16 protein-coding genes and 1 pseudogene are annotated in these 19,971 nt (G+C 62.5%); 6 read left to right on the top strand and 11 right to left on the bottom strand.

Translation table 11 applies throughout. The annotated features are described in order from the left end of the window. Nucleotides 1-3: 3 nt before the first annotated feature. Nucleotides 4-1,146 carry a glycosyltransferase gene (locus ABDJ38_RS02785; RefSeq protein ID WP_346783549.1) on the bottom strand — a complete coding sequence of 381 codons (1,143 nt, stop codon included), beginning with the start codon at nt 1,144-1,146 and terminating at the stop codon, nt 4-6. 144 nt (nt 1,147-1,290) lie between these two features. Here ABDJ38_RS02785 and ABDJ38_RS02780 point away from each other — a divergent pair, with 144 nt between their 5' ends. Next, a complete protein-coding gene (locus ABDJ38_RS02780) occupies nt 1,291-1,824 on the top strand; it encodes a hypothetical protein (RefSeq protein ID WP_346783548.1) in 534 nt (177 codons plus the stop codon). A 396-nt stretch (nt 1,825-2,220) separates the two neighbouring features. After that, nucleotides 2,221-3,264, top strand: coding sequence for an acyltransferase family protein (locus ABDJ38_RS02775; protein WP_346783547.1), 1,044 nt, complete (start codon nt 2,221-2,223; stop codon nt 3,262-3,264). 21 nt (nt 3,265-3,285) lie between these two features. Here ABDJ38_RS02775 and ABDJ38_RS02770 read toward each other — a convergent pair whose 3' ends face one another. The 3 genes from ABDJ38_RS02770 to ABDJ38_RS02760 all read right to left on the bottom strand — a co-directional run bounded on the left by ABDJ38_RS02770 (nt 3,286) and on the right by ABDJ38_RS02760 (nt 9,088). Beyond that, on the bottom strand, nt 3,286-4,236 hold the full coding sequence (locus ABDJ38_RS02770; RefSeq protein ID WP_346783546.1) for a family 16 glycosylhydrolase: 951 nt from the start codon (nt 4,234-4,236) through the stop codon (nt 3,286-3,288). Between the two features lie 484 nt (nt 4,237-4,720). Next, nucleotides 4,721-6,538, bottom strand: a complete 1,818-nt coding sequence (gene lepA / locus ABDJ38_RS02765; RefSeq protein ID WP_346783545.1) for a translation elongation factor 4 — start codon at nt 6,536-6,538, stop codon at nt 4,721-4,723. Between the two features lie 63 nt (nt 6,539-6,601). Continuing rightward, nucleotides 6,602-9,088, bottom strand: a complete 2,487-nt coding sequence (locus tag ABDJ38_RS02760) for an EAL domain-containing protein (protein ID WP_346783544.1) — start codon at nt 9,086-9,088, stop codon at nt 6,602-6,604. Nucleotides 9,089-9,566: 478 nt separating this feature from the next. Between ABDJ38_RS02760 and ABDJ38_RS02755 the strand changes: the two genes are divergently transcribed. After that, nucleotides 9,567-10,898 (top strand): FAD-dependent oxidoreductase, encoded by a 1,332-nt coding sequence (locus ABDJ38_RS02755; protein WP_346783543.1) that lies wholly within the window; start codon nt 9,567-9,569, stop codon nt 10,896-10,898. Nucleotides 10,899-10,978: 80 nt separating this feature from the next. Then, nucleotides 10,979-11,920, top strand: a pseudogene (locus ABDJ38_RS02750) (acyltransferase family protein); the annotation flags it as partial. Here ABDJ38_RS02750 and dnaN read toward each other — a convergent pair. From dnaN to ABDJ38_RS02725, 5 genes are all read right to left on the bottom strand, one after another. Next, nucleotides 11,893-13,020, bottom strand: a complete 1,128-nt coding sequence (dnaN, locus tag ABDJ38_RS02745; RefSeq protein ID WP_346783542.1) for a DNA polymerase III subunit beta — start codon at nt 13,018-13,020, stop codon at nt 11,893-11,895. The pseudogene ABDJ38_RS02750 and the gene dnaN sit on opposite strands and share 28 nt — an antisense overlap. A 156-nt stretch (nt 13,021-13,176) precedes the next feature. Next, nucleotides 13,177-13,929 carry a 3-oxoacyl-[acyl-carrier-protein] reductase gene (gene fabG, locus ABDJ38_RS02740; protein ID WP_346783912.1) on the bottom strand — a complete coding sequence of 251 codons (753 nt, stop codon included), beginning with the start codon at nt 13,927-13,929 and terminating at the stop codon, nt 13,177-13,179. 2 nt (nt 13,930-13,931) lie between these two features. After that, a complete protein-coding gene (locus tag ABDJ38_RS02735; RefSeq protein WP_346783541.1) occupies nt 13,932-14,369 on the bottom strand; it encodes a GxxExxY protein in 438 nt (145 codons plus the stop codon). Nucleotides 14,370-14,405: 36 nt separating this feature from the next. Then, complete coding sequence (gene fabD, locus ABDJ38_RS02730) at nt 14,406-15,338, bottom strand: ACP S-malonyltransferase (protein WP_346783540.1); 933 nt, start codon at nt 15,336-15,338, stop codon at nt 14,406-14,408. A 28-nt stretch (nt 15,339-15,366) separates the two neighbouring features. Further along, nucleotides 15,367-16,194 carry an LD-carboxypeptidase gene (locus ABDJ38_RS02725; protein WP_346783539.1) on the bottom strand — a complete coding sequence of 276 codons (828 nt, stop codon included), beginning with the start codon at nt 16,192-16,194 and terminating at the stop codon, nt 15,367-15,369. Between the two features lie 86 nt (nt 16,195-16,280). On the opposite strand from ABDJ38_RS02725, the gene ABDJ38_RS02720 reads away from it, so the two are divergent. Together ABDJ38_RS02720 and ABDJ38_RS02715 are read left to right on the top strand one after the other, a co-directional pair. Further along, a complete protein-coding gene (locus ABDJ38_RS02720) occupies nt 16,281-17,708 on the top strand; it encodes a Mur ligase family protein (protein ID WP_346783538.1) in 1,428 nt (475 codons plus the stop codon). A 63-nt stretch (nt 17,709-17,771) separates the two neighbouring features. Beyond that, nucleotides 17,772-18,197 (top strand): NUDIX hydrolase, encoded by a 426-nt coding sequence (locus tag ABDJ38_RS02715; protein WP_346783537.1) that lies wholly within the window; start codon nt 17,772-17,774, stop codon nt 18,195-18,197. A gap of 72 nt (nt 18,198-18,269) precedes the next feature. Here the strand turns inward: ABDJ38_RS02715 and ABDJ38_RS02710 are convergent, their stop codons facing one another. Continuing rightward, nucleotides 18,270-19,199: a DUF808 domain-containing protein gene (locus tag ABDJ38_RS02710; RefSeq protein ID WP_346783536.1), complete on the bottom strand. Its 930-nt coding sequence runs from the start codon at nt 19,197-19,199 to the stop codon at nt 18,270-18,272. Nucleotides 19,200-19,233: 34 nt separating this feature from the next. Continuing rightward, entirely contained in the window at nt 19,234-19,743 is a 510-nt protein-coding gene (locus tag ABDJ38_RS02705; protein ID WP_346783535.1) for a DUF3237 family protein, read from the bottom strand. Nucleotides 19,744-19,971: the final 228 nt, after the last annotated feature.

The following is a 19,971-nucleotide window of genomic DNA, read 5'->3' as shown; positions in this document are numbered from 1 at the left end:
CGATCAGGCCGAGACGCGCCGCTTCTTCTTACGCCGGTTCCACACCAGCGTGGACGAAACGCCGAAGTTGAACACCGATCCCATCAGCGCGCCGAGCACGCCCGCCACGTTCCAGTTGCCGAACTCCTGCTGTGCAAAGTTTGCCACCGAAAGGTTCGCAATCGCGCCGACCGAGCAGACCAGGATAAACACCACCAGCCCCACGATCATCCGCACGCCGGTCAGCCTTTTGTCGCGAAAGGTGAACTGGTTGTTCAAGATGAAGTTGAACACCATGGCCACGAAAGTCGCCGCCGTCTGCGCCACCATGAAGTTCGGCTGCAAGGTTCCCATCAGGTTGAGCACCGACAAGTGCACCGCCAGTCCCAGTACACCGACAATCGCAAACAGCACGAAGCGTGGCGGGATCAGGCCTCCGGTCAGCTTCTCGATCAGCAGGAACAGGAACTCGGCCAGCACCATGAGAGTGAGCTTGCTTTCGCCCTCGGTGCGTTCGCGGAAGGTATAGGGCACCTCCTCGATCCGGGTGGCGGGCGGCGCCGAGGCGATCAGGTCGAGCAGGATTTTATACCCCTGCTGCGACAGGTCGTAGACGTGATTGTTCACCAAATCGCGCCGCGCCATGAAAAAACCGCTCATCGGGTCCGAGGTGGCATTGCCGATCAGCAGCTGGCTCATCTTCGTGGCCAGCTCGCTCATCCGCACCCTGCCCTCGCCCCAGGTGCCGGTCGAGCCGCCGCCCGCATAGCGCGTGCCGACCACCAGATCGGCCCCGTCGTCGATCTTCGCCAGCATCTGCGGGAGCACCGTCTCGTCGTGCTGCATGTCGGCGTCGATCACTGCCACCACCGGCGCGGAGCTGGCCAGAATGCCCTCCACCACCGCCGACGACAGCCCTTTCCTCCCGACGCGCCGGATACAGCGCACGCGCGGATTGACCGCTCCGATTGTCAGCACCTCCTCATAGGTGCCGTCGGGGCTGTCGTCGTCGACAACGATCAGCTCCCACTCGATGCCCTTGAGCGCGCTTGCCAGCCCATCGGTGAAGGCGCGCATGTTGTCGCGCTCGTTGTAGCTCGGCGAAATGACCGACAGGACCGGACGGCCAAGCCGCTCATGCGCATTCGCCTGTTGTGCTGCTGTCACTGCTGCAAACCTCGTTCGACCACCCGGTACGCCAAAGGCCGCCCCCTATTGCCGCCCCTGCCCCGGCGCAAGCCACAAACACCTTTCCTACACGCGCATGAAGCGTCCATGCAGCCCGCCCCTTGCCGACCGGAGCCCCTTCGCATGACCACCCGCAAGCCCGCCACCAAGCTGCCCACCTTCACCCCCGTGCCGCGCAAGTGCCAGCGGCATGACGGGTGGACACCCGAACGCCAGCGCACCTTTATCGAGCGCCTTGCCGACTACGGCTCGGTGCGCGCGGCGGCAAATGCGGCGGGGATGACGCCCGAAAGCGCCTACTACCTGCGCCGACAGCCGGGCGCCGAGCAGTTCCGCAAGGCGTGGGCCGCCGCGCTCGACCTCGGGATCGAGCGGATCGAGGACGCCGCCATGGACCGCGCGCTGAACGGCATCGAGGTACCGGTCTATTCCTATGGCAAGCTGGTCGGCACGCGGCGGGTCTATAACGACCGGCTTTTGATGTTCATGCTGCGCAACCGCGCGCCCGAACGCTTTGCCGAGGGCCGGGCGCGGGGCCTCAACGCGCTCGAAGCGGAACGTGGGCCCCGCCTGACGCCGGAGGAGGAAGCGCGCGACGAGGCCGAGTTCGAGGCGAAGCTGGCCGATATCCGCGCGCAGGCGGAAACGCGCGGGTGAGGGGAAAGCACGGAAGGTTGAGAAGGACGATGGGCCGCGAGTGCGGCGGCTGAAGGATGATGGGTGGTGAGGCGCGAAGCGTCGGTCATTGGCCTATCTTTAACCGTACACTTTGAACAATCGGTATTGACATCTAGAATAACCTTCCCCCGTGAAGCCTACAACAAGCGTGCCCCAATTCTTGGGCTGACCGGGAGATCACAAATGAACTACCGATCGGGCCATTGATATAGATTCTCTATTGAAATTAATATTATAGTATCCGTTTAATTAGTCTAGGCTGAATTGCACCAAACTGGAACACCTTGTCTCAAGCAATCGGGCTTTTTGGTCATGCTGTTGCCTGCCGATCAGAAATTTGGTTTAGACGCTCCCAAATGTTTGAGAGCAAATTGAATGATCTATAACTTTCAGGCATTGCGAGCATTCGCCGTGTTCCTCGTCCTATTTGTTCATGTAGAGGACCTCGTCGCTTCCGTAGGCATCTCGCAGAGTATGCTGGCATTCGGCAACGTAGGTGTAGATCTCTTTTTCGTGCTAAGCGGCTTCGTGATCGTTCATAGTACGATCAAGACCAATCCGAGCGCGACCGAATTTTTTAAGAGCAGACTAGTCCGAATTGCACCAATTTACTGGATTCTTACGCTTGGCGTTTTCAGCATTGCAATCTTCTTTCCCAATCTACTGGGATCAACACAGGCAAATTTCTCTTATTTATTCAAGTCTATTTTATTTATACCTTACGAGCGACAAGATGGTTCAGTATTTCCGATACTTTTTGTCGGATGGTCATTAAATTATGAAATGTTCTTTTATACAATATTCTCCGTTTTTCTTGCTTTGTTCGGCGGAATAAGACGAAGCGTCATCGCTGCCTCGACGTTCATCGTGGCTCTAGTCGTCGTCGTTTCCCTTACCAATCCCGCGCCCGTTCCAGTTGCCTTCCTAGGGCAATCGATCATTCTCGAGTTCGTATTTGGAATGTGGATCGGTTACTTGGCAAACCGCCAACCAAGCGCAACGATAAAATGGGCGCAATGGATACTACTTGCCGCGATTGTATGGCTGGTTGCGTACATGTTCGCTTGGCCATCGGGGCCACGGTGGATCCTTGCTGGCGTGCCCAGCGTCATAATTCTCGTTAGTGCCCTGTCGCTAGAGAGATCCGGGATCGTCGTCACTAATAGCAAGGTGCAACTTCTGGGGGCGTCGAGTTATGCGATTTACTTGTCTCACCCGTTCGTCCTTCAAGGAATCAGCAAACTAGTTCCACCGCTCACGTCGATCAGCGCCACAATCGCGCTCGTAGTGACCGGATTTGCCGTGGCGTTAGCGACGGGAGTTGCCGTCCACCTGCTGATCGAACTGCCCGTCGTTCGCTACCTCAAGAGGACAATTATCCATCGATCGCAGATAAGCGCATCAACGCCTCCCGCCTGATGGACACTTACCCTGATCTGGTCAGAACGGTGAATAGGCATAACCGTGTACTGTCATGGTCTGGGTTCCTCCATCCCATTTGCCGAGCCAGCCTTCAGCCCATCCCAAACCTGACTTGGCAGTCCACATTGACATGAGGGGGATCATCGGCTCGGTCGGAAAGGCGTCGGGGCTGTCGGAACGACGGAATGTGTGTACCTTTTCGCCGTTAACATACATCTCGATATAGCCTGCTCGGATATCAGCGCGGATGCCAAGTTTGTATCGCTGCCCCGACCAGTCTTGCCCTGCCATCACTGTCACGCCGTGCTGCTTGTGCGCACCAGTGTGTTCCGAATGGAGCGTCAACTGCAAGCCAAGACGCGTGAATTCAAAGTCGATCTCCCCCGCCATGCCGTCATTGTATTTGGTATAAAGCCAGAGTGGCGCTGCCACGAACCCTTCGCGCATGTCCGGCAAAGTGACATCGGCTTCCCAAACGCCTCGGTAATGCCCCTCCTGGCCAACGCCCTTGAGTTCCGGTGCTCCGGTGTCATCTAGCCTCAGAACGATGTCGCTGCCGTTTGCGGTGACATGGTCGAACTTCCAAGGAATATCGCTAAACCCATGGTCCCAGTTCGATGCATGCCAACGCTGCGAATAGTCAAATAGCATCATGGTTGAGATGTCGATCGACGGAAGATCGCCCGTCCCCAGAGTCTGGTCGGAACCCGAACTTGCCGTGTCCGGATCCGCGCTGCTGCGGCCCTTGGCGCCCGACTCCGAATAGTAAACACCGTTGCCCAACCCTTTGAAACGCGGGCTTACCGCATCCCCTGTGTTACAATCGAGGCTAGTCGTCGTGATGTCCTCACCAATACAGATCGACTCAACCGCAGCTGGCAGTTCTGCGCCCAATCCCGCGACCATCACGACGGCGCACACAGAGCAGCCTGTAAAAATAGGTCCAACTTTAGTCGCGTACTTCCACATATCGATATTCCCGACGCTAGTTTTCTGAATATGAAGCTTGAGAACCTGCATTTATGGTTAGGAAGCACGGTAAAGGCATTGAAGCCAACTTTGCGGCGGCCCTTGCCACTTTATGCAAGGCCATGCATGCGAACGTCCTCGGGTCCGTTATCGCTCTACTTTATGATCCCGTTTTTTGGATGATAGCAAATTGTAATAGGCCAACGAAGTCCGCACCGAAGAAAATCGGGCAAGCCGCCAACTGAGTGCGGTGGAGCGCAAATTCACGCATTCTGCCTCATTCAGAGCCCGCAATAGCGCGGGCATTTTGTAGATTGCACTTACGCGAAGGTGGACGCGTGACGATACTCCACCCATCCGCAGCGCTGGAATATACATCTCTTGCGGAATGCTCACATTCCCCCCGGCCATCGCCGGAGCAGGCCGCCCGTCGGGCGCTCCCGCATCCTCAGACCCTTCGACAGGCTCAGGGTGAGCGGCAGGGTTACTCCTCCCCCATCCGCAGCGCGGCAATAAACGCCTCCTGCGGAATGCTCACATTCCCATACTCGCGCATCCGCGCCTTGCCCTTCTTCTGCTTCTCCAGCAGCTTCTTCTTGCGCGAAATATCGCCGCCATAGCACTTGGCGGTCACGTCCTTGCGCAGCGCGGCAATCGTCTCGCGGGCGATGATCTTTCCGCCAATCGCCGCCTGAATCGGAATCTTGAACAGGTGGCGCGGGATCAAGTCTTTCAGCCGTTCGCACATGCCGCGGCCGCGCTCTTCGGCCACCGTGCGGTGCACGATCAGCGATAGCGCGTCGACCGGCTCGGCGTTGACCATGATGTTCATCTTCACCAGATCGCCCTCGCGCAGGCCGATCTGCTCGTAGTCGAAGCTGGCATAGCCGCGGCTGATCGACTTCAGGCGGTCGTAGAAATCGAACACCACCTCGTTCAGCGGCAGCTCGTAGGTCACCTGCGCGCGGCCGCCGACATAGGTGAGTTCGGTCTGGATGCCGCGCCGGTCCTGGCACAGCTTCAGGATCGCGCCGAGGTATTCGTCGGGGGCGTAGATCACCGCCTTGATCCACGGTTCTTCCACCACCTCGATCCGGTTCACGTCGGGCCAGTCGGCGGGGTTGTGGATGTCGACAATCGCCGCGTCCTCGTTCTTCGTGTGCGCGAGGTGGACGCGGTAGACCACGCTGGGCGCGGTGGTGATCAGGTCGAGGTCGTATTCGCGGCTCAGGCGCTCCTGAATGATCTCGAGGTGCAGCAGGCCAAGGAAGCCCGCGCGGAAGCCGAAGCCCAGCGCGGCCGAGCTTTCCATCTCGTAGGAGAAGCTGGCGTCGTTGAGGCGCAGCTTGCCGATCGATTCGCGCAGCTTCTCGAAGTCGGCGGCGTCGACCGGGAACAGCCCGCAGAACACCACCGGCTGCACTTCCTTGTAGCCCTTGAGCGGCGCGCTCGCCCCGCCCTTCACCGTGGTGATCGTGTCACCGACGCGGGCCTGTTCGACTTCCTTGATCTGCGCGGTGATGAAGCCGATCTCGCCCGGCCCGATTTCGGGCAGGTCGGTGCGCTTGGGGGTGAAGCAGCCGACGCGGTCGACCAGATGCTCGGTCCCGCCCTGCATGAACTTGACCTGCAGCCCCTTCTTCAGGACCCCGTCCATCACGCGCACCAGAATGACCACGCCGAGGTAGGGGTCGTACCAGGAATCGACCAGCATCGCCTTCAATGGCGCGTCGCGGTCGCCCGTTGGGGCGGGAATTTTGGCGACGATCTGTTCGAGAATGTCCTCGATGCCGATGCCCGACTTGGCGCTGGCCAGCACCGCCTCGCTCGCATCGATGCCGATGATATCCTCGATCTCGGTGCGCACCTTTTCCGGCTCGGCGGCGGGCAGGTCGATCTTGTTGATGACGGGCACGATCTCGTGGTCGTGCTCGATGGATTGATAGACGTTGGCGAGCGTCTGCGCTTCGACGCCTTGCGCTGCGTCGACCACCAGCAGCGCGCCCTCGCAGGCGGCGAGGCTGCGGCTGACCTCATAGGCGAAGTCGACGTGGCCGGGGGTGTCCATGAGGTTCAGCTCATAGGTCTCGCCGTCCCTGGCGGTGTAGTTGAGGCGGACGGTCTGGGCCTTGATCGTGATGCCGCGCTCACGCTCGATGTCCATGTTGTCGAGCACCTGCTCGGACATTTCGCGCTCGGTCAGGCCGCCGCAATGCTGGATCAGCCGGTCGGCCAGCGTGCTTTTGCCGTGGTCGATATGGGCGATAATGCTGAAGTTGCGGATCTTCGATAATTCGGTCATCGCCCGCCCTTAGCCGCGCCGCGCGAGACTGTCAGCAGACTATCTTGCCCGGGGCGTTGTCGGTCAACTGGCCTTGCGATCATCCTTGGCGTCGGCGGGCACGGCCGGCGCGCCCTGCGTCGCAAGGAGGCGGCCCGCGCTGTCACGCGTCAACGGACGTTCGAACTGGACCCCCATGCGATCCTCTTCGCACCAGCGCGCGGTGCATCGGATCCTGTGATCGCGCGACAGGCGCAGGGCGAAGACCGTACCGACGGGCACGTTCCACAGACCCTCGATCATCGCCCCGGTAGAGGAAATGTTGCGTACTGTGCCGTTGTAGACCTGTCCTTCGTGATCGAGCACGACCTTGCGCAGCATCTTCTGGCGCGAGGCCCGCGCCGAACGGGGACCGCGAGCGATTGCCTGCAGCCCGCTTTCGAGCCGTTCGGTCGCCTCCTGTGCGCTCAGCGGCTTGGCATAGATGTAGCCCTGGACATGGCTGCACCCTTGCAGGCGCACCACGTCCAGCTCGTCCATCGTTTCCACGCCCTCGGCGGTGGTGTCCATGCTTAGGGCATGGGCAAGGCTTGTGATCGAGGCAATGATAGCGCCGTTGCGGCTGCCCTGCTCGGTCGCGCCGCGCACGAAGCTTTGGTCGATCTTGATCTTGTCGAACGGCGCCTTCTTCAGGTAGCCGAGCGACGAATAGCCGGTGCCGAAATCGTCCAGCGCAAGACGGACACCGATCTGCTTGAGAGCGCAGAACATGGCGTCTGTGCCCTCATCGTCGGACAGGAACACGCTTTCCGTAATCTCCAGCTCCAGCCGCTCCGGACTGATTCCGGCCGAGGCGATGGCATTCATCACCATGGCCGGAAGCTGGGGGTTGGAGAACTGAAGCGGAGAGACGTTGACAGCCACGCGCACGTCCTCAGGCCAGTTTGCCACATCCTCGCATGCCTGACGCAAAGCCCATTCCCCGACCTGGGCGATCAGTCCGGTATCCTCAGCGATGGGGACAAACTTGCTCGGGCTGATCCAGCCCTTGGTCTTGTGGTTCCAGCGAAGCAGTGCCTCGAACCCGGTGATGGTCTCGGAGGCCAGACTGACCACAGGCTGGTAGTAGAGTTCGAGCGCGCCTTGGGCAATGGCATCGCGCAGATCTTCTTCCAGCTGCGAACGCTCCTCGGCCTCGGCGTGAAGGTCGTCGGCGTAGAAGTGATAGCGCCCGCGCCCTCCGTCCTTGGCGGCATAGAGCGCCAGATCGGCATTGCGGATCAGCGCCTCACTCGTGGTGCCGTCGGCGGGAGAGACGGCAACACCGACCGACGCGCCGATCACCACCCGCTGACCATCAATCGAATAAGGCTGCGACAGCGAAGAGATGATCTCCTGCGCCAGCGTGCCCAGGTGATCGCGGGCCATGGAGTGCGGGATGATGACTTTGAACTCGTCGCCGCCAAGACGGCCGACCTGCCCCTGGGTGCCCACCGCGCGTTCAAGCCTTTGCGCGACCTGCATCAGGAGAGCATCGCCCGCCGGATGCCCCATCGTGTCGTTTACGTGCTTGAAACGGTCAAGATCGAGCAGCATGACCGCGCAATCGCGATGATGAAGCTGCGGCGAGCTCAGAATTTTCTCAAGGCTTTGCGACATCTGGAAGCGATTGGCGAGCCCGGTGAGCGAATCGTAGTGCGCCAGGCGGCTGGCATGCTCCTGGCTGCGGCGACGCTCGGTAAGATCAGTCCCCGACCCACGGAACCCGACATAGTTGTTGAACTGATCGTATATCGGCCGTCCCGACACCGACCACCAGCGCACTTCGTCGCCGGTAGCGGCACGCATGTCGAGTTCGCTGAAAGCCGAACGCGCCGACAAATGGAATTGCAGGCTGCGTTCGCTCTCGTCACCCGACTGGTCCATATCAAACAAGCGGGTCAGCGGCTGGCCGATCAAGGCTCCGACATCGAGACCGAGAATCTCCGCCACGGGAGGCGAAACATAGGTCAGCTGCGCGCGCCGGTCGATTTCCCAGAACCAGCCCTGGCCGGTCTCTTCATAGTCTGCCAGAATATCACGGGCGCGGGTTTGGGCGCGCTCGTTGGCTTCCAGTTCCTGCTGGTCGCGCAGCTGTTCGTCCCACTGTTCCTTGCTGATCAGGGTGGAAACCAACAACGCCAGCGCCAGCGTTCCCCATCCGGCAACACTGCTGAAGCTGATCGTCATCGCCAACCCGCACGCCATATGCACCGCAAACATCAACGCGGGCCGACGGCGAAGGTAAGCGCCGGCAACAATGCTGGTCCCGGCCACCGCCGCCGCCATCGCATCCGTTGGCAGGCCTCCGTCAATGGCCCAGTGCGCCATGCCGAGCGCAAACAGGAACGGCGGCAGGGCGACGAACACGATACAAACGGCGAGCTTGGCGTAGCCGTGCCTGCGACTGGCAAGCTCCTGCGCGGCCTGTCGCGGCAACACGCCGAGCATGGCTGAGCCAAGCAACAAGAACGTATACCAGTCAGGAATCGTGGACGACAGCATCAGACCACCGCAGGCGGCGACAAGCATGGCCGCTGCCAGCATCTTCCATCGGCGCGGCAGCCATCCGTGGAGCCGGTGCTGTGTTAATTGCGGAGTGAAAGCTCGCAACTTGCGGGGCTTACGGCGATTGTCCACTCGGCGTTCGGCCTTCGGTGTTGAAGGCGCAGGAGTGGGCAAGGGTTCGGCCCGCGCTGTTTCGACCGCGTCGCCCCTATCGGCTTGTCTGGCCAAAGCGAAGGCAGCCGGCCTCACCACCTCGGGCACAGCCCCGCTGGCACCGGAATCGTTCCGGGACGACTCAGCCTCGGAGACAGCCTTCGTGCGCGCAGGGGTCATGACGCCTGCTTTCACCTGACGGTCTTTGAGAAACCGTTAATTCTTCGCTATATACGGGCAACTAGCTAGGTTTCCGGTCGGCTGTCGCAAGCATAGGCGTGGCCGGATTGGCCGCGATTGGCAATTCGGCTAATGTTCGTCGACAATTGGCCGGGAGAAGGCGAAGCGCATGCGACATCTGGCAATCATCGGCTCGGGCCCGTCCGGTTACTACACGGCGGAGGCCGCACAGAAAGCGTTCGGGGACGATATCAGGGTCGACGTGTTCGACCGACTGCCGGTTCCCTACGGCCTTATCCGCAGCGGCGTGGCCCCCGATCACCAGTCGATCAAGGGCGTCTCCCGGCGCTACGAGAAGGTCGCTCTGAGCGAGAATGTCCGCTTCGTGGGCAATGTCGCCATCGGCAGCGATATCGACGTCGCCGAGCTAGCCGGGCTTTACGATGCGCTGGTCTTCGCCACCGGAGCGCCGCACGACCGCGAGCTGGACATCCCCGGTGCGGACCTCGTCAACGTGATCGGCAGCGCCAGGTTCGTCGGCTGGTACAACGGCCATCCCGAATTCTCGAAGCTGGCACCCGACCTCTCCGGCTCCACTGCGGTGGTGATCGGCATGGGCAATGTCGCGCTCGACGTGGCGCGCATCCTTTCGAAAACGCGCGCCGAGTTCGCCGACAGCGATATCGTCAGCCATGCGCTCGACCAGCTCACAAGCTCCGGAATCGAGCGGATCGTCCTGCTGGGCAGACGCGGGCCGCACCAGATCATGATGACCCCCAAGGAGCTGGGGGAACTGGGCGAGCTGAGCCGCGCGGTGCCGGTGATCGGTCCCGCAGACCTGCCCCCGGCAGACGAAGATGCCATACTCGAACCGGGGCTGAGGAAATCTGTCGCGATCCTGCGCCAGTTTGCCGCAACCGACGCTGCGGCGCGAGAGGGCAAACCCATCAGTATCGAGTTCGCCTTTTTCGCCCAACCGCACGCTCTGCATGGTGCCGACAAGGTCGAAGCAATCGAGATCGAGCGCACCGTGATCGAGCGTGGGCGCGCGGTCGGCACGGGGGAGTTCGAGCGTCTGCCGGCCGATCTGGTGGTGAGTTGCATCGGCTATCGCTCCAGTCCAATCCCTGGCCTGCCCTTCGACGAGCGGGCCGGACGCTTCGCCAATGACGAAGGGCGAATCCTAACCGGCATCTATTGCGTCGGATGGGCGCGCCGCGGCCCCACGGGCACCATCGGCACCAACCGGCCCGATGGCTATGGGATTGTCGAGAAGATCGCCGAAGATCTGGCTAGCGGCACGCTCGGCGCAGGCCACAAGCAGGGCCGCGCCGGGTTCGACGCGCTGGCCAAGAGCAAGGGCCTAGACCTCGTCACCTTCCGCGACTGGAAGAAAATCGAGCAGGCCGAGGAACAGGCCGCCCGCGAAGGCGCACCGCGCGAAAAATTCGTCGATCTGGCGGCGATGATGAAGGCGCTGGGCGACGACCGGGAGCCATAGGTGCCTTGTTAACTCTGCACGGCTAAATTCACCGCAATGACCGCCGCCTCCGCGAAATTCGATAGCCTCGATGCTTTGCGGCGCTTGGCGTCTTGGCGTTTCACGAGACTTGGATCGGACAGAGGTTTTTTCCCGGTGGCTATCTTGCGGTGGACCTGTTTTTCCTGATCTCAGGCTTCGTAATCGCCCATGCCTATGGCGCGCGGATGGCAGACGGGCTCGGCCCGCGCCGGTTCCTCTTTGCCCGTGGGATTCGGCTTTGGCCGATGCTGACGCTGGGCGCTACGCTTGGCATCGTGCTGCATGGCGGACATGCGGGGAGCCTGCTCCTCGTGCCCAACTGGCGCTCGCCCGCAAACCTGTTTCCGGCCAACCCGCCACTGTGGAGCTTGTTGTTCGAAGTGCTGGCCTACCTTGCCTTTGCCTTTGGCGGTTGGCGGCTTAGCCCGCGCATGCTGGGCGCAATCGCGGCCACCAGCCTCGCCGCGCTGACAGGGCTGGAGTTGAGGCAAGGGCCACTGTTCGACTTCGGTGCCCACTGGCACACGACAGCCGGGGGTGCTGCCAGAATTGGCTTCGGCTTTGCGGTTGGAATGCTGCTGTACCGGGCTTGGCAGTGGCAAGCGCCACGGCGGCGGCAGACCTGGCTTGCCTGGCTCCTCCCGGCGGCACTGCTGTTACTTATGGCTGTCGTGGAAAAGGACGCAAGCTGGAGCGGACTGGCCGCCATCGCCCTCGTCCTGCCCGCGCTGACCTGGTTGGCAGTAATCTGGGAAGTGCCGCAAGCGAGTGCGGCGCGGCGGCTTGGGGCGCTATCCTACCCGCTCTATTGCGTGCACGTACCGTTGCTCGCCACGATCGCCAACGACATGGCGAGCGCCGTGCTCATGCTCATCACGCTGCCGCTTCTCGCGCTGGCGCTTGACCGCTTTATCGACCGACCTGCCCGCGCCGCGCTCAGCCGTTGGCTAGCGCACGATGCAGGCCTTGCCGATCAGACCCGCATCGGCATCAGCACGTAAAGCGCGGGGCTGTTCTCGTCCTTGCGGATCAGCGTGGGGGCGCCCGCATCGGCGAAGTGCAGCTCCACCATGTCGCTGTCGATCTGCCCCAGCACGTCTTTCAAGTAGGCAGCGTTGAAGCCGATCTCGAGCGGGTCGGAGCTGTATTCCGCGCTGACCTCTTCGGCCGCGTTGCCGTTGTCGGGGCTGGTCACGGTGAGCGTGACCTTGTCAGGTTCCAGACCCATCTTCACTGCGCGGGTCTTCTCGGTGGCGATGGTCGCCACGCGGTCGACACCGGCGAAGAACACCTTGGGATCGACCTTCAGCAGCTTGTCATTGCCGGTCGGGATCACGCGGTTGTAATCGGGGAAGGTGCCGTCGATCAGCTTCGAGGTCAGCACCACGCCGCCCTCGCCGCCGAGTGTGAAGCGGATCTTGCTCGGCGACAGGTCGATCTCGACCGCGCCTTCCATCGCTTCTTCGAGCAGCTTGCGCAGCTCAGCCACGGCTTTGCGCGGCACGATCACGTCGGGCATGCCCTCGGCCCCGTCGGGACGCTCCATCGTGAAGCGGGCGAGACGGTGGCCGTCGGTCGCCGCGGCCTTCAGCACGCCGCCGTCTTCATCCGAGACGTGCAGAAAGATGCCGTTGAGGTAGTAGCGCGTTTCCTCGGTGCTGATCGCGAAGCGGGTGCGGTCGATCACTTCGGCCAGCAGCTTGGCGGGCAGCTTGAAGCTGGTCGGCAGGTCGCCCTCGACGATCACCGGGAAATCATCGCGCGGCAGGGTCGGCAGCTGGAAGCGGCTGCGCCCGGCCTTCACCACCATGCGGTTGTCGGCCGTTTCGAGGCTGACCTCGCTGCCGTCGGGCAGCTTGCGGGCGATGTCGAACAGGAGGTGCGCCGAAACGGTGATCGCGCCGGGCGTTTCCACCGCATTGGCGCGCATCGATTCGACCACCTGCAGATCGAGGTCGGTCGCCATGACCTTGACCATTCCGCCTGCGTCGGCCTCGATAAGCACGTTGGAGAGGATCGGGATCGTGTTGCGCCGTTCCACCACCGATTGCACGTGCGACAGGCAGCGCAGCAGGGTCGCCCGTTCGATCTTGGCTTTCATCGCGTTTCAAACCTCTGCGTTCAAGCAGCCCGTCCCACGGGCAATTTCACAGGCCTATCCTTAGCAAGGGGCGCTTGTGCGGCAAGGATTCCCTGCTGGAATCGCCCTATCCGGGGCGATTCCTTGGGGAAAACTGCGGGAAATCACCCCGGCCCCTCATCCCAGCATGGCCATTCCGCCGTTCACGTGCAGCACCTGGCCGGTGACATAGCCCGCCTCGTCGCTGGCGAGATAGGCCACCGCGCCGCCGATATCGCCGCCCTCGCCCATCCGCGCCATCGGGATGCGACCATTGATCGCATCTTTCTGCTTGTCGTCGAGCGCATCGGTCATGGCCGAGCGGATGAAGCCCGGCGCGACGCAGTTGACGGTTATGTTCCGGCTGGCAAGTTCGGCGGCGAGGCTGCGGCTCATCCCGGCAACGCCCGCCTTCGAGGCGCAGTAGTTCATCTGGCCCGGATTGCCGGTGGCCCCCACCACACTGGTGATATTGATGATGCGGCCGTGGCGGGCCTTCATCATCGGCCTTGTAGCGGCGCGCATCAGGCGGAAGGTGGAGCTGAGGTTGACCGCGATCACGTCGTCCCACTCCTCGTCCTTCATCCGCATGGCGAGGTTGTCACGGGTGATCCCGGCGTTGTTGACGAGGATGTCGAGCTTCCCGAGCGTGTCGATCGCGGCGGGGACCAGTTCCTCGACCTGTGTGGTGTCCGACAGGTTGCAGGTGATCTCGACGTGGTCGTGGCCGAAGTCGTCATTCAATTCCTCGCGGAAGGCGCGCAGCTTGTCGGGGTTCGAGCCCGAGAGCGCGAGGCGGGCACCTTGCCTTGCGAGCGCGCGGGCGATGGCCGAGCCGATCCCGCCACTCGCGCCAGTGATGAGGGCGGTTTTTCCTTCAAGTGAGAACATCATCAGTCTCCTATTGTTTGATTCACGCGGAGACGCGGAGACGCGGAGGACTCTTGCGGCTGCCGGTATTCGTTGACTACCCTGCGGATACCTTCCTTCATCGTGGCACCCGAGAAATTGAGAAGCAGCCCTACGGGCTGACCCGTGAGGCGCAGGTACGTGAGCAGTTGCTTGCCGTGCGCACGAGACAGCTGTTCCACCGACTTGATCTCCAGAACGAGACGATCGTCAATCAACAGATCGATGCGAAAGGCTGCCAGATGACGCTGTCCTCTAAACTCTATGTCGACCGGCACTTGTCGGTCGACCTTCAATCCACGCACCTTCAGTTCGCCTGCGAGCACAAGTTCATAAACCGATTCGAGCAAACCCGGACCAAGTTCGCGATGGATGGCGATGCAGGCATCGACAACTTCTGCACTGAGCGCATCAATCTCCATCTAGTCCCTCCGCGTCTCCGCGTCTCCGCGTGAACCCTAAATCTCCTTAGCCAGAGCCTCGATATCGTCCATCCCCACCACGCTGGTGACGCGCGCATCCGGAGCGATCTTCTTGATCATCGGTCCCAGCACCTTTCCGCCCAGCTCAACGAAACGGTCAACCCCCGTATCGGCCATCGCCCCGACGCTCTCACGCCAGCGCACGCGGCCGGTAATCTGTTGCACCAGCAGATCCAGCTCCTCACCCGCATCGGTCACGGGAGCAGCGGTCACATTGGAATAAAGCGGCAAACGAAACGCCTGCGGCGGAGTCGCCGCCAGCGCCTCGGCCATTTTCTCCGCCGCCGGCCCCATCAGCGAGCAGTGGAATGGCGCCGACACCGGCAGCTTGATCGCGCGCTTGCAGCCGTATTCCTTCGCCAGCTCAACCGCGCGATCAATCGCGGAAAGGTGGCCCGAGAGCACGACCTGCGTTGGATCGTTGTCGTTCGCGACCTCGCACACCTCACCCTGCGCGGCGGCTTCGGTGAGCGCGGTCGCCTTCTCGATGTCTGCGCCGAGCAGCGCACACATCCCGCCCACGCCGACCGGCACCGCAGCCTGCATCGCATCGCCGCGAATGCGCAGCAGCCGGGCCGTATCGGCCAAGCTGAACGCGCCGACCGCAGCCAGCGCCGAATATTCGCCCAGCGAGTGCCCCGCGACGGCCTCGCCCTTGGCCGACAGGCTCACCCCGCCCGCCTCGAGCACGCGCGCCACGGCCAGCGCATTGGCCATGATCGCGGGCTGTGCGTTGGCGGTCATGGTCAGCTCGTCCTCAGGCCCTTCGGCCATCAGCGCCGACAGTTTTTGCGACAGCGCCTCGTCGACCTCCTCGAAGGTCTCGCGGGCGACGGAACTGGCAGCGGCAAGATCAGCGCCCATGCCGATCTTCTGGCTGCCCTGCCCCGGAAATACGAATGCGATCATGGGATAGCTCCTTTGGTGGGGTGCGCGCTTATGCGCGGCGGGCACGCGCGGCAAGTCCGAAGGGAACCAGCTTGTTGGCGGCATCGTGCCCGATATCGGCGCGGCCGAGGTAGGCGATGCCGCTCTTTTGGCACCAGTAGCGAGCGATCTGTTCCTCGTCGTAGCCGAACGGACGGTCGTTCTCGGGCACGGCGGACACGCGCCCGAGCCTGATCCCGGCAACGCCCTTGAGGTGCTGCGTCACATGGAAGAACAGCCGGTCGACCGCATAGAGATGCTCGGCCACTTCCTCGACCAGCACCACATGGCCGGAAAGGTCGGGCATGAACTCGGTGCCCACCAGCATGGCCAGCGTCATCAGGTTGAAGGCCACCGCAGGCCGTTCGTCGAGCCCGCCTTCGAACCCCTCGTTACTACCGGAGAAATAGCGCAGCACCCGGCGCACCGCCTCGGCCCCGCCCTCGCGGCGGATGTCGCCCGCCAGCGGTCCGTGGACCTGATGCCCGATCCCGTTGCGGTAAAGCCCGCCCATCAGCGTGCCGCAGTCCGAATAGCCGAGGTAGGTCTTGTCCCGCGAGGCCTCCCCCAACCCCGCCAGCGCCTCGGGTGTGATGCGGTTCGAGCCATAGCCGCCCATAGCAAACCACACGGCATCGACGTCTGGATCGTTTGCCACGTCAAGGAAGGCCGCCAGCCGTTGCGCATCATCGCCCGCGAAGTGGCCGTGCTCGGCAAAGCACTGCGGATGAAAGCGCAGCGAAAGGGCGGGAAACTCGTCCTCGGCCAGGGCCACAACCGCTGCCGCACGGTCGGATTGGATGGGCTTGCCGGGGCAAACCAGAGCGATGCGCGTCATGCCCGCTTGGTAATACGGCAGGCCATGGCCGTCACCCCCAAGGCAGCAATTGAAATGGGGACCATTCGCGCATACCGCTGGCCGCCATGACCCAATCGCTTCTCTCCCGCCCATTCTTCTTCTGCGGCATCGGCGGCTCCGGCATGTTGCCTTTGGCGGCCATCGTGAAGGGGCTCGGAGCGCAGGTCGCAGGGTCGGACCGCAGCCGCGAACAGGGTCGCACGCCCGAGAAGTTCGCCTGGCTGGAGAGTCGCGGGTTTGCCCTGTTCCCGCAGGACGGCACCGGGCTGACCTCTGCCGAGCAGGTGTTCGTCGCCTCGGCGGCGGTGGAGGACACGGTGCCCGACGCCGCCCGCGCCAAGGCGGTGGGCGCGACACGGATGACGCGCGCGGAGCTGCTCTCCTCACTTTTCAACGAGGCCGAATGCTCGCTGGCAGTGGGTGGCACCTCGGGCAAGTCGACTACCACCGCGATGCTCGGCTGGATTCTCCACGCCACCGGCCGCGCGCCCACGATCATGAACGGCGCGGTGATGAAGAACTTTGTCAGCGAAGCGGAGCCCTTCGCCAGTGCCGTGGTCGGCGACGGCAAGGTGTTCGTCTCGGAAGTCGACGAAAGCGACGGCTCGATCGCGCTCTATCGCCCGAGCGTCGCGGTGCTGCTCAACGTAAGTCTCGATCACAAGAGCATGGACGAACTGCGTGCATTGTTTGGCGATTTTCTGGCGGTGGCGAACCGTGCGGTGGTCAATGCCGACGATGGCGAGGCCTTCCGGCTGGTCGCGCACGGCAACGATCCGATCACCTTCGGCATCGACAATAGCTGCGCCGCGCTTGGCATCGCCGAGGGTTCCATTTCCGAAAGCGCGACGGGCCAAAGCGCTACGGTGATCGACCGTCGAGACGGCAGCGAACACGCCCTCACCGTCGCCATGCCGGGCAAGCACAACCTGTCGAACGCGCTCGCCGCGATTGCCGCCGCCAATGCCGCGGGCATTCCTGTTGTCGAAGCTGTCACCGCGCTGGCCGACTTTGCCGGGCTTGCCCGCCGGTTCGACATTGTCGGCACCACGGCGAACGATATCACCGTGATCGACGACTTCGGCCACAACCCGGAAAAGTGCCGCGCGACGCTGAAAACGCTGAAGAGCCAGCCGGGCCGCGTGCTCGCGTTCTTCCAGCCGCATGGCTACGGCCCCTTGCGCCAGATGGGCGCAGAACTCGCGCAGACCTTCGCCGAAGAACTTGGCCCCGAGGACCACACAATCCTGTGCGACCCGGTCTACTTCGGCGGCACGGTCGACCGCTCGCAAGGTAGCGAACGGATTGTCGCGCTGATGCGGGATGCCGGGGCCAGCGCCGAATATATCTCCGCCCGCGAAGACTGCGCGACAAGGCTATCCGACCTGTCACGCTCCGGTGACCGGATCGTGATCATGGGCGCGCGCGACGATACACTCACGCTGTTTGCGCGCGACCTGCTGGCGCGGATTGCGACGTCAACCGCAGGCTGACAAAAGTGCTCCCGTCCGCTTGCAACCATTGCGGACACGCCGTCAGCTTGGCAGTCTAAGGCTATGTCCATTCCCGCCGTCCTTCCCCCCATTCGGATTGCTGCCGCAATAATTGATGATGCCGAAGGTCGGTTGCTGCTTGTCCGCAAGGCGGGGACGAACAGCTTCATGCAGGCAGGCGGAAAGATTGAAGCCGATGAAGATCCTTGGTCTGCGCTGCGGCGAGAGCTACGTGAAGAGATCGGGCTCGACCTTGCCGATGACGAGCGAAGCTATCTCGGTTGTTTTTTCGCATCCGCAGCCAATGAGTTAGGTCGCCTGGTGGAGGCGAGCCTTTTTCATGTTCGGACTAACCATACCCCGATTGTGGCCGCTGAGATCGCAGAAGCGGTGTGGGTCACGCATAGTGACGCAGCCTCGATGGTGCTTGCCCCGCTCACCCGAGATTTCGTACTTCCGATGGCAGCGGACCTTGCCAGTGGCAGTTGACCAACGCAAAACTGGTCAGCCTTACCCGACCTTCAAATACCGCCGGATTGCGCCGCTTTAGGTAGTCACGGCTCAGTGCCCCAGCCGGAACACCTTGTGCAGCACAAACACGAGCACCGCGCCGAGCACCAGCCCGAGCAGTGCTGACAGGCCCGCAAAGCTCAGCCAGCCTAGTGCGCCTCCGGCGATGGCCGAAACGCCATGCTCTATGCCCTCGATCCAGTGCTCCGGCCCGGAGATGCCGATGTCGGCCAGACCGTGCAGGATGATGCCGCCGCCAACCCACAGCATAGCTACCGTACCAATAGCCGACAGCGCAACGAGCAGATGGGGCATCGCGCGCAGCAGGAAACAGCCGAACTTGCGCCCGACAGAGCTCGCCGCCTCTTTCGCGAGGTGAAGCCCGACATCGTCCATCTTCACGATCAGCGCCACCACGCCATAGACGCCAAGCGTCACCGCAATGCCCACCAGCGCTAGCACACCAGCGCGGGTGATGAGGTCCTCTGCCGCCACCTCGTTGAGGGTGATCGCCATGATCTCGGCGGAAAGGATCAGGTCGGTACGGATCGCACCTGCAACGCGTTGCTTCTCGAAGGCGACCGGATCGTCGATCTCGTCGTCGAGGGTCTTGCCGTGCTTCTCGCCGCCGAGATATTCGAGCACCTTCTCGGCCCCCTCATAGGAGAGGTATGCCCCGCCCATCATCAGGATGAAGACGATCGCCTGCGGCAGGAACTCGCTCAGTAGCAGCGCGCCGGGAAGGATGATCGCCAGCTTGTTGATCAGGCTGCCCTTGGTGATCTTCCAGATGATCGGCAGCTCACGCGCGGGCGAAAGGCCGGTGACATAGCTCGGCGTCACCGCCGCGTCGTCAATGACCACCCCCGCCGTCTTCGATCCGGCGCGACCGGCGGCGGCGGCGATATCATCGACGCTGGCAGAAGCCGTGCGGGCGATGATCGAAACGTCGTCAAGCAGGGCGACTAGGCCACCGGGCATAGGGTTCTCCGAGAGGAAGGGATCGAGACTTGGCTCAGTTCACCTGGTATATGGCAATTCTTACCGCCGAAACGTCGCCATCGTGCACCGGTTCCAGATGGCCGACAAAGACTCCGCGGCCGAGCCATTCATATTTGCCAAGCTGCGGCTCGAATTGCGGGCGCGTGAAGATCGAAATGGGTGGCTCGCCTTCGCCCGCCCTGCAAACAGTCGCCGTGTTGCGGACATTGATCACACCGCCATCGTCGGTTTCGAGGAAGTAGTCGGCGATGAGATCGGTGCAGCCATCGGGCCGGTCAAGCTGCCAGTCCCAGGCGCCGGGCCGCACTGTGCCCGAAATGCCCTCGCCCTCCACCGTTCCGCCGGTAATGGGAATGATCCGCCGATTTCCGCGCCCGGTGGGGCCTAGCTCGAGCGTTTCGCCCAGCTCGGCGGTGATGGTGAACACATGCTCCAGCGACGGCGCTTGTTGCCCCTGCGCGGCCGATCCCAGCGCCAGTGAAATGCCTGCTGCGGCTGCGACGCCGAATGTCCTTACTTTCATTGTTTGCCCCTCTCTTGCTCTGACCTCTTCCGGTATGGCCTAGCCATGCCTCATCCGGGCCGATATGCAATGCTTGCATTCATTACCGCTTCCGCTATGAGCGCCGCTTCCGCGGGGTCGACGGACCCCGTGGAAACCACTCCTGCGCGGGTGGGATTTGAAGAAAGCCGGAGGGGCCCCCGCGATCCGCGCGGGATGCCAGCGATCGGCGGAAACATGAAAGGAAGC

It is taken from the genome of Aurantiacibacter flavus, from assembly GCF_039710615.1.
Lineage (GTDB): Bacteria > Pseudomonadota > Alphaproteobacteria > Sphingomonadales > Sphingomonadaceae > Alteraurantiacibacter > Alteraurantiacibacter flavus.
The sequence above is the reverse complement of the archived record's forward strand: the minus strand, read 5'-3'. Positions and strand labels throughout refer to the sequence as shown.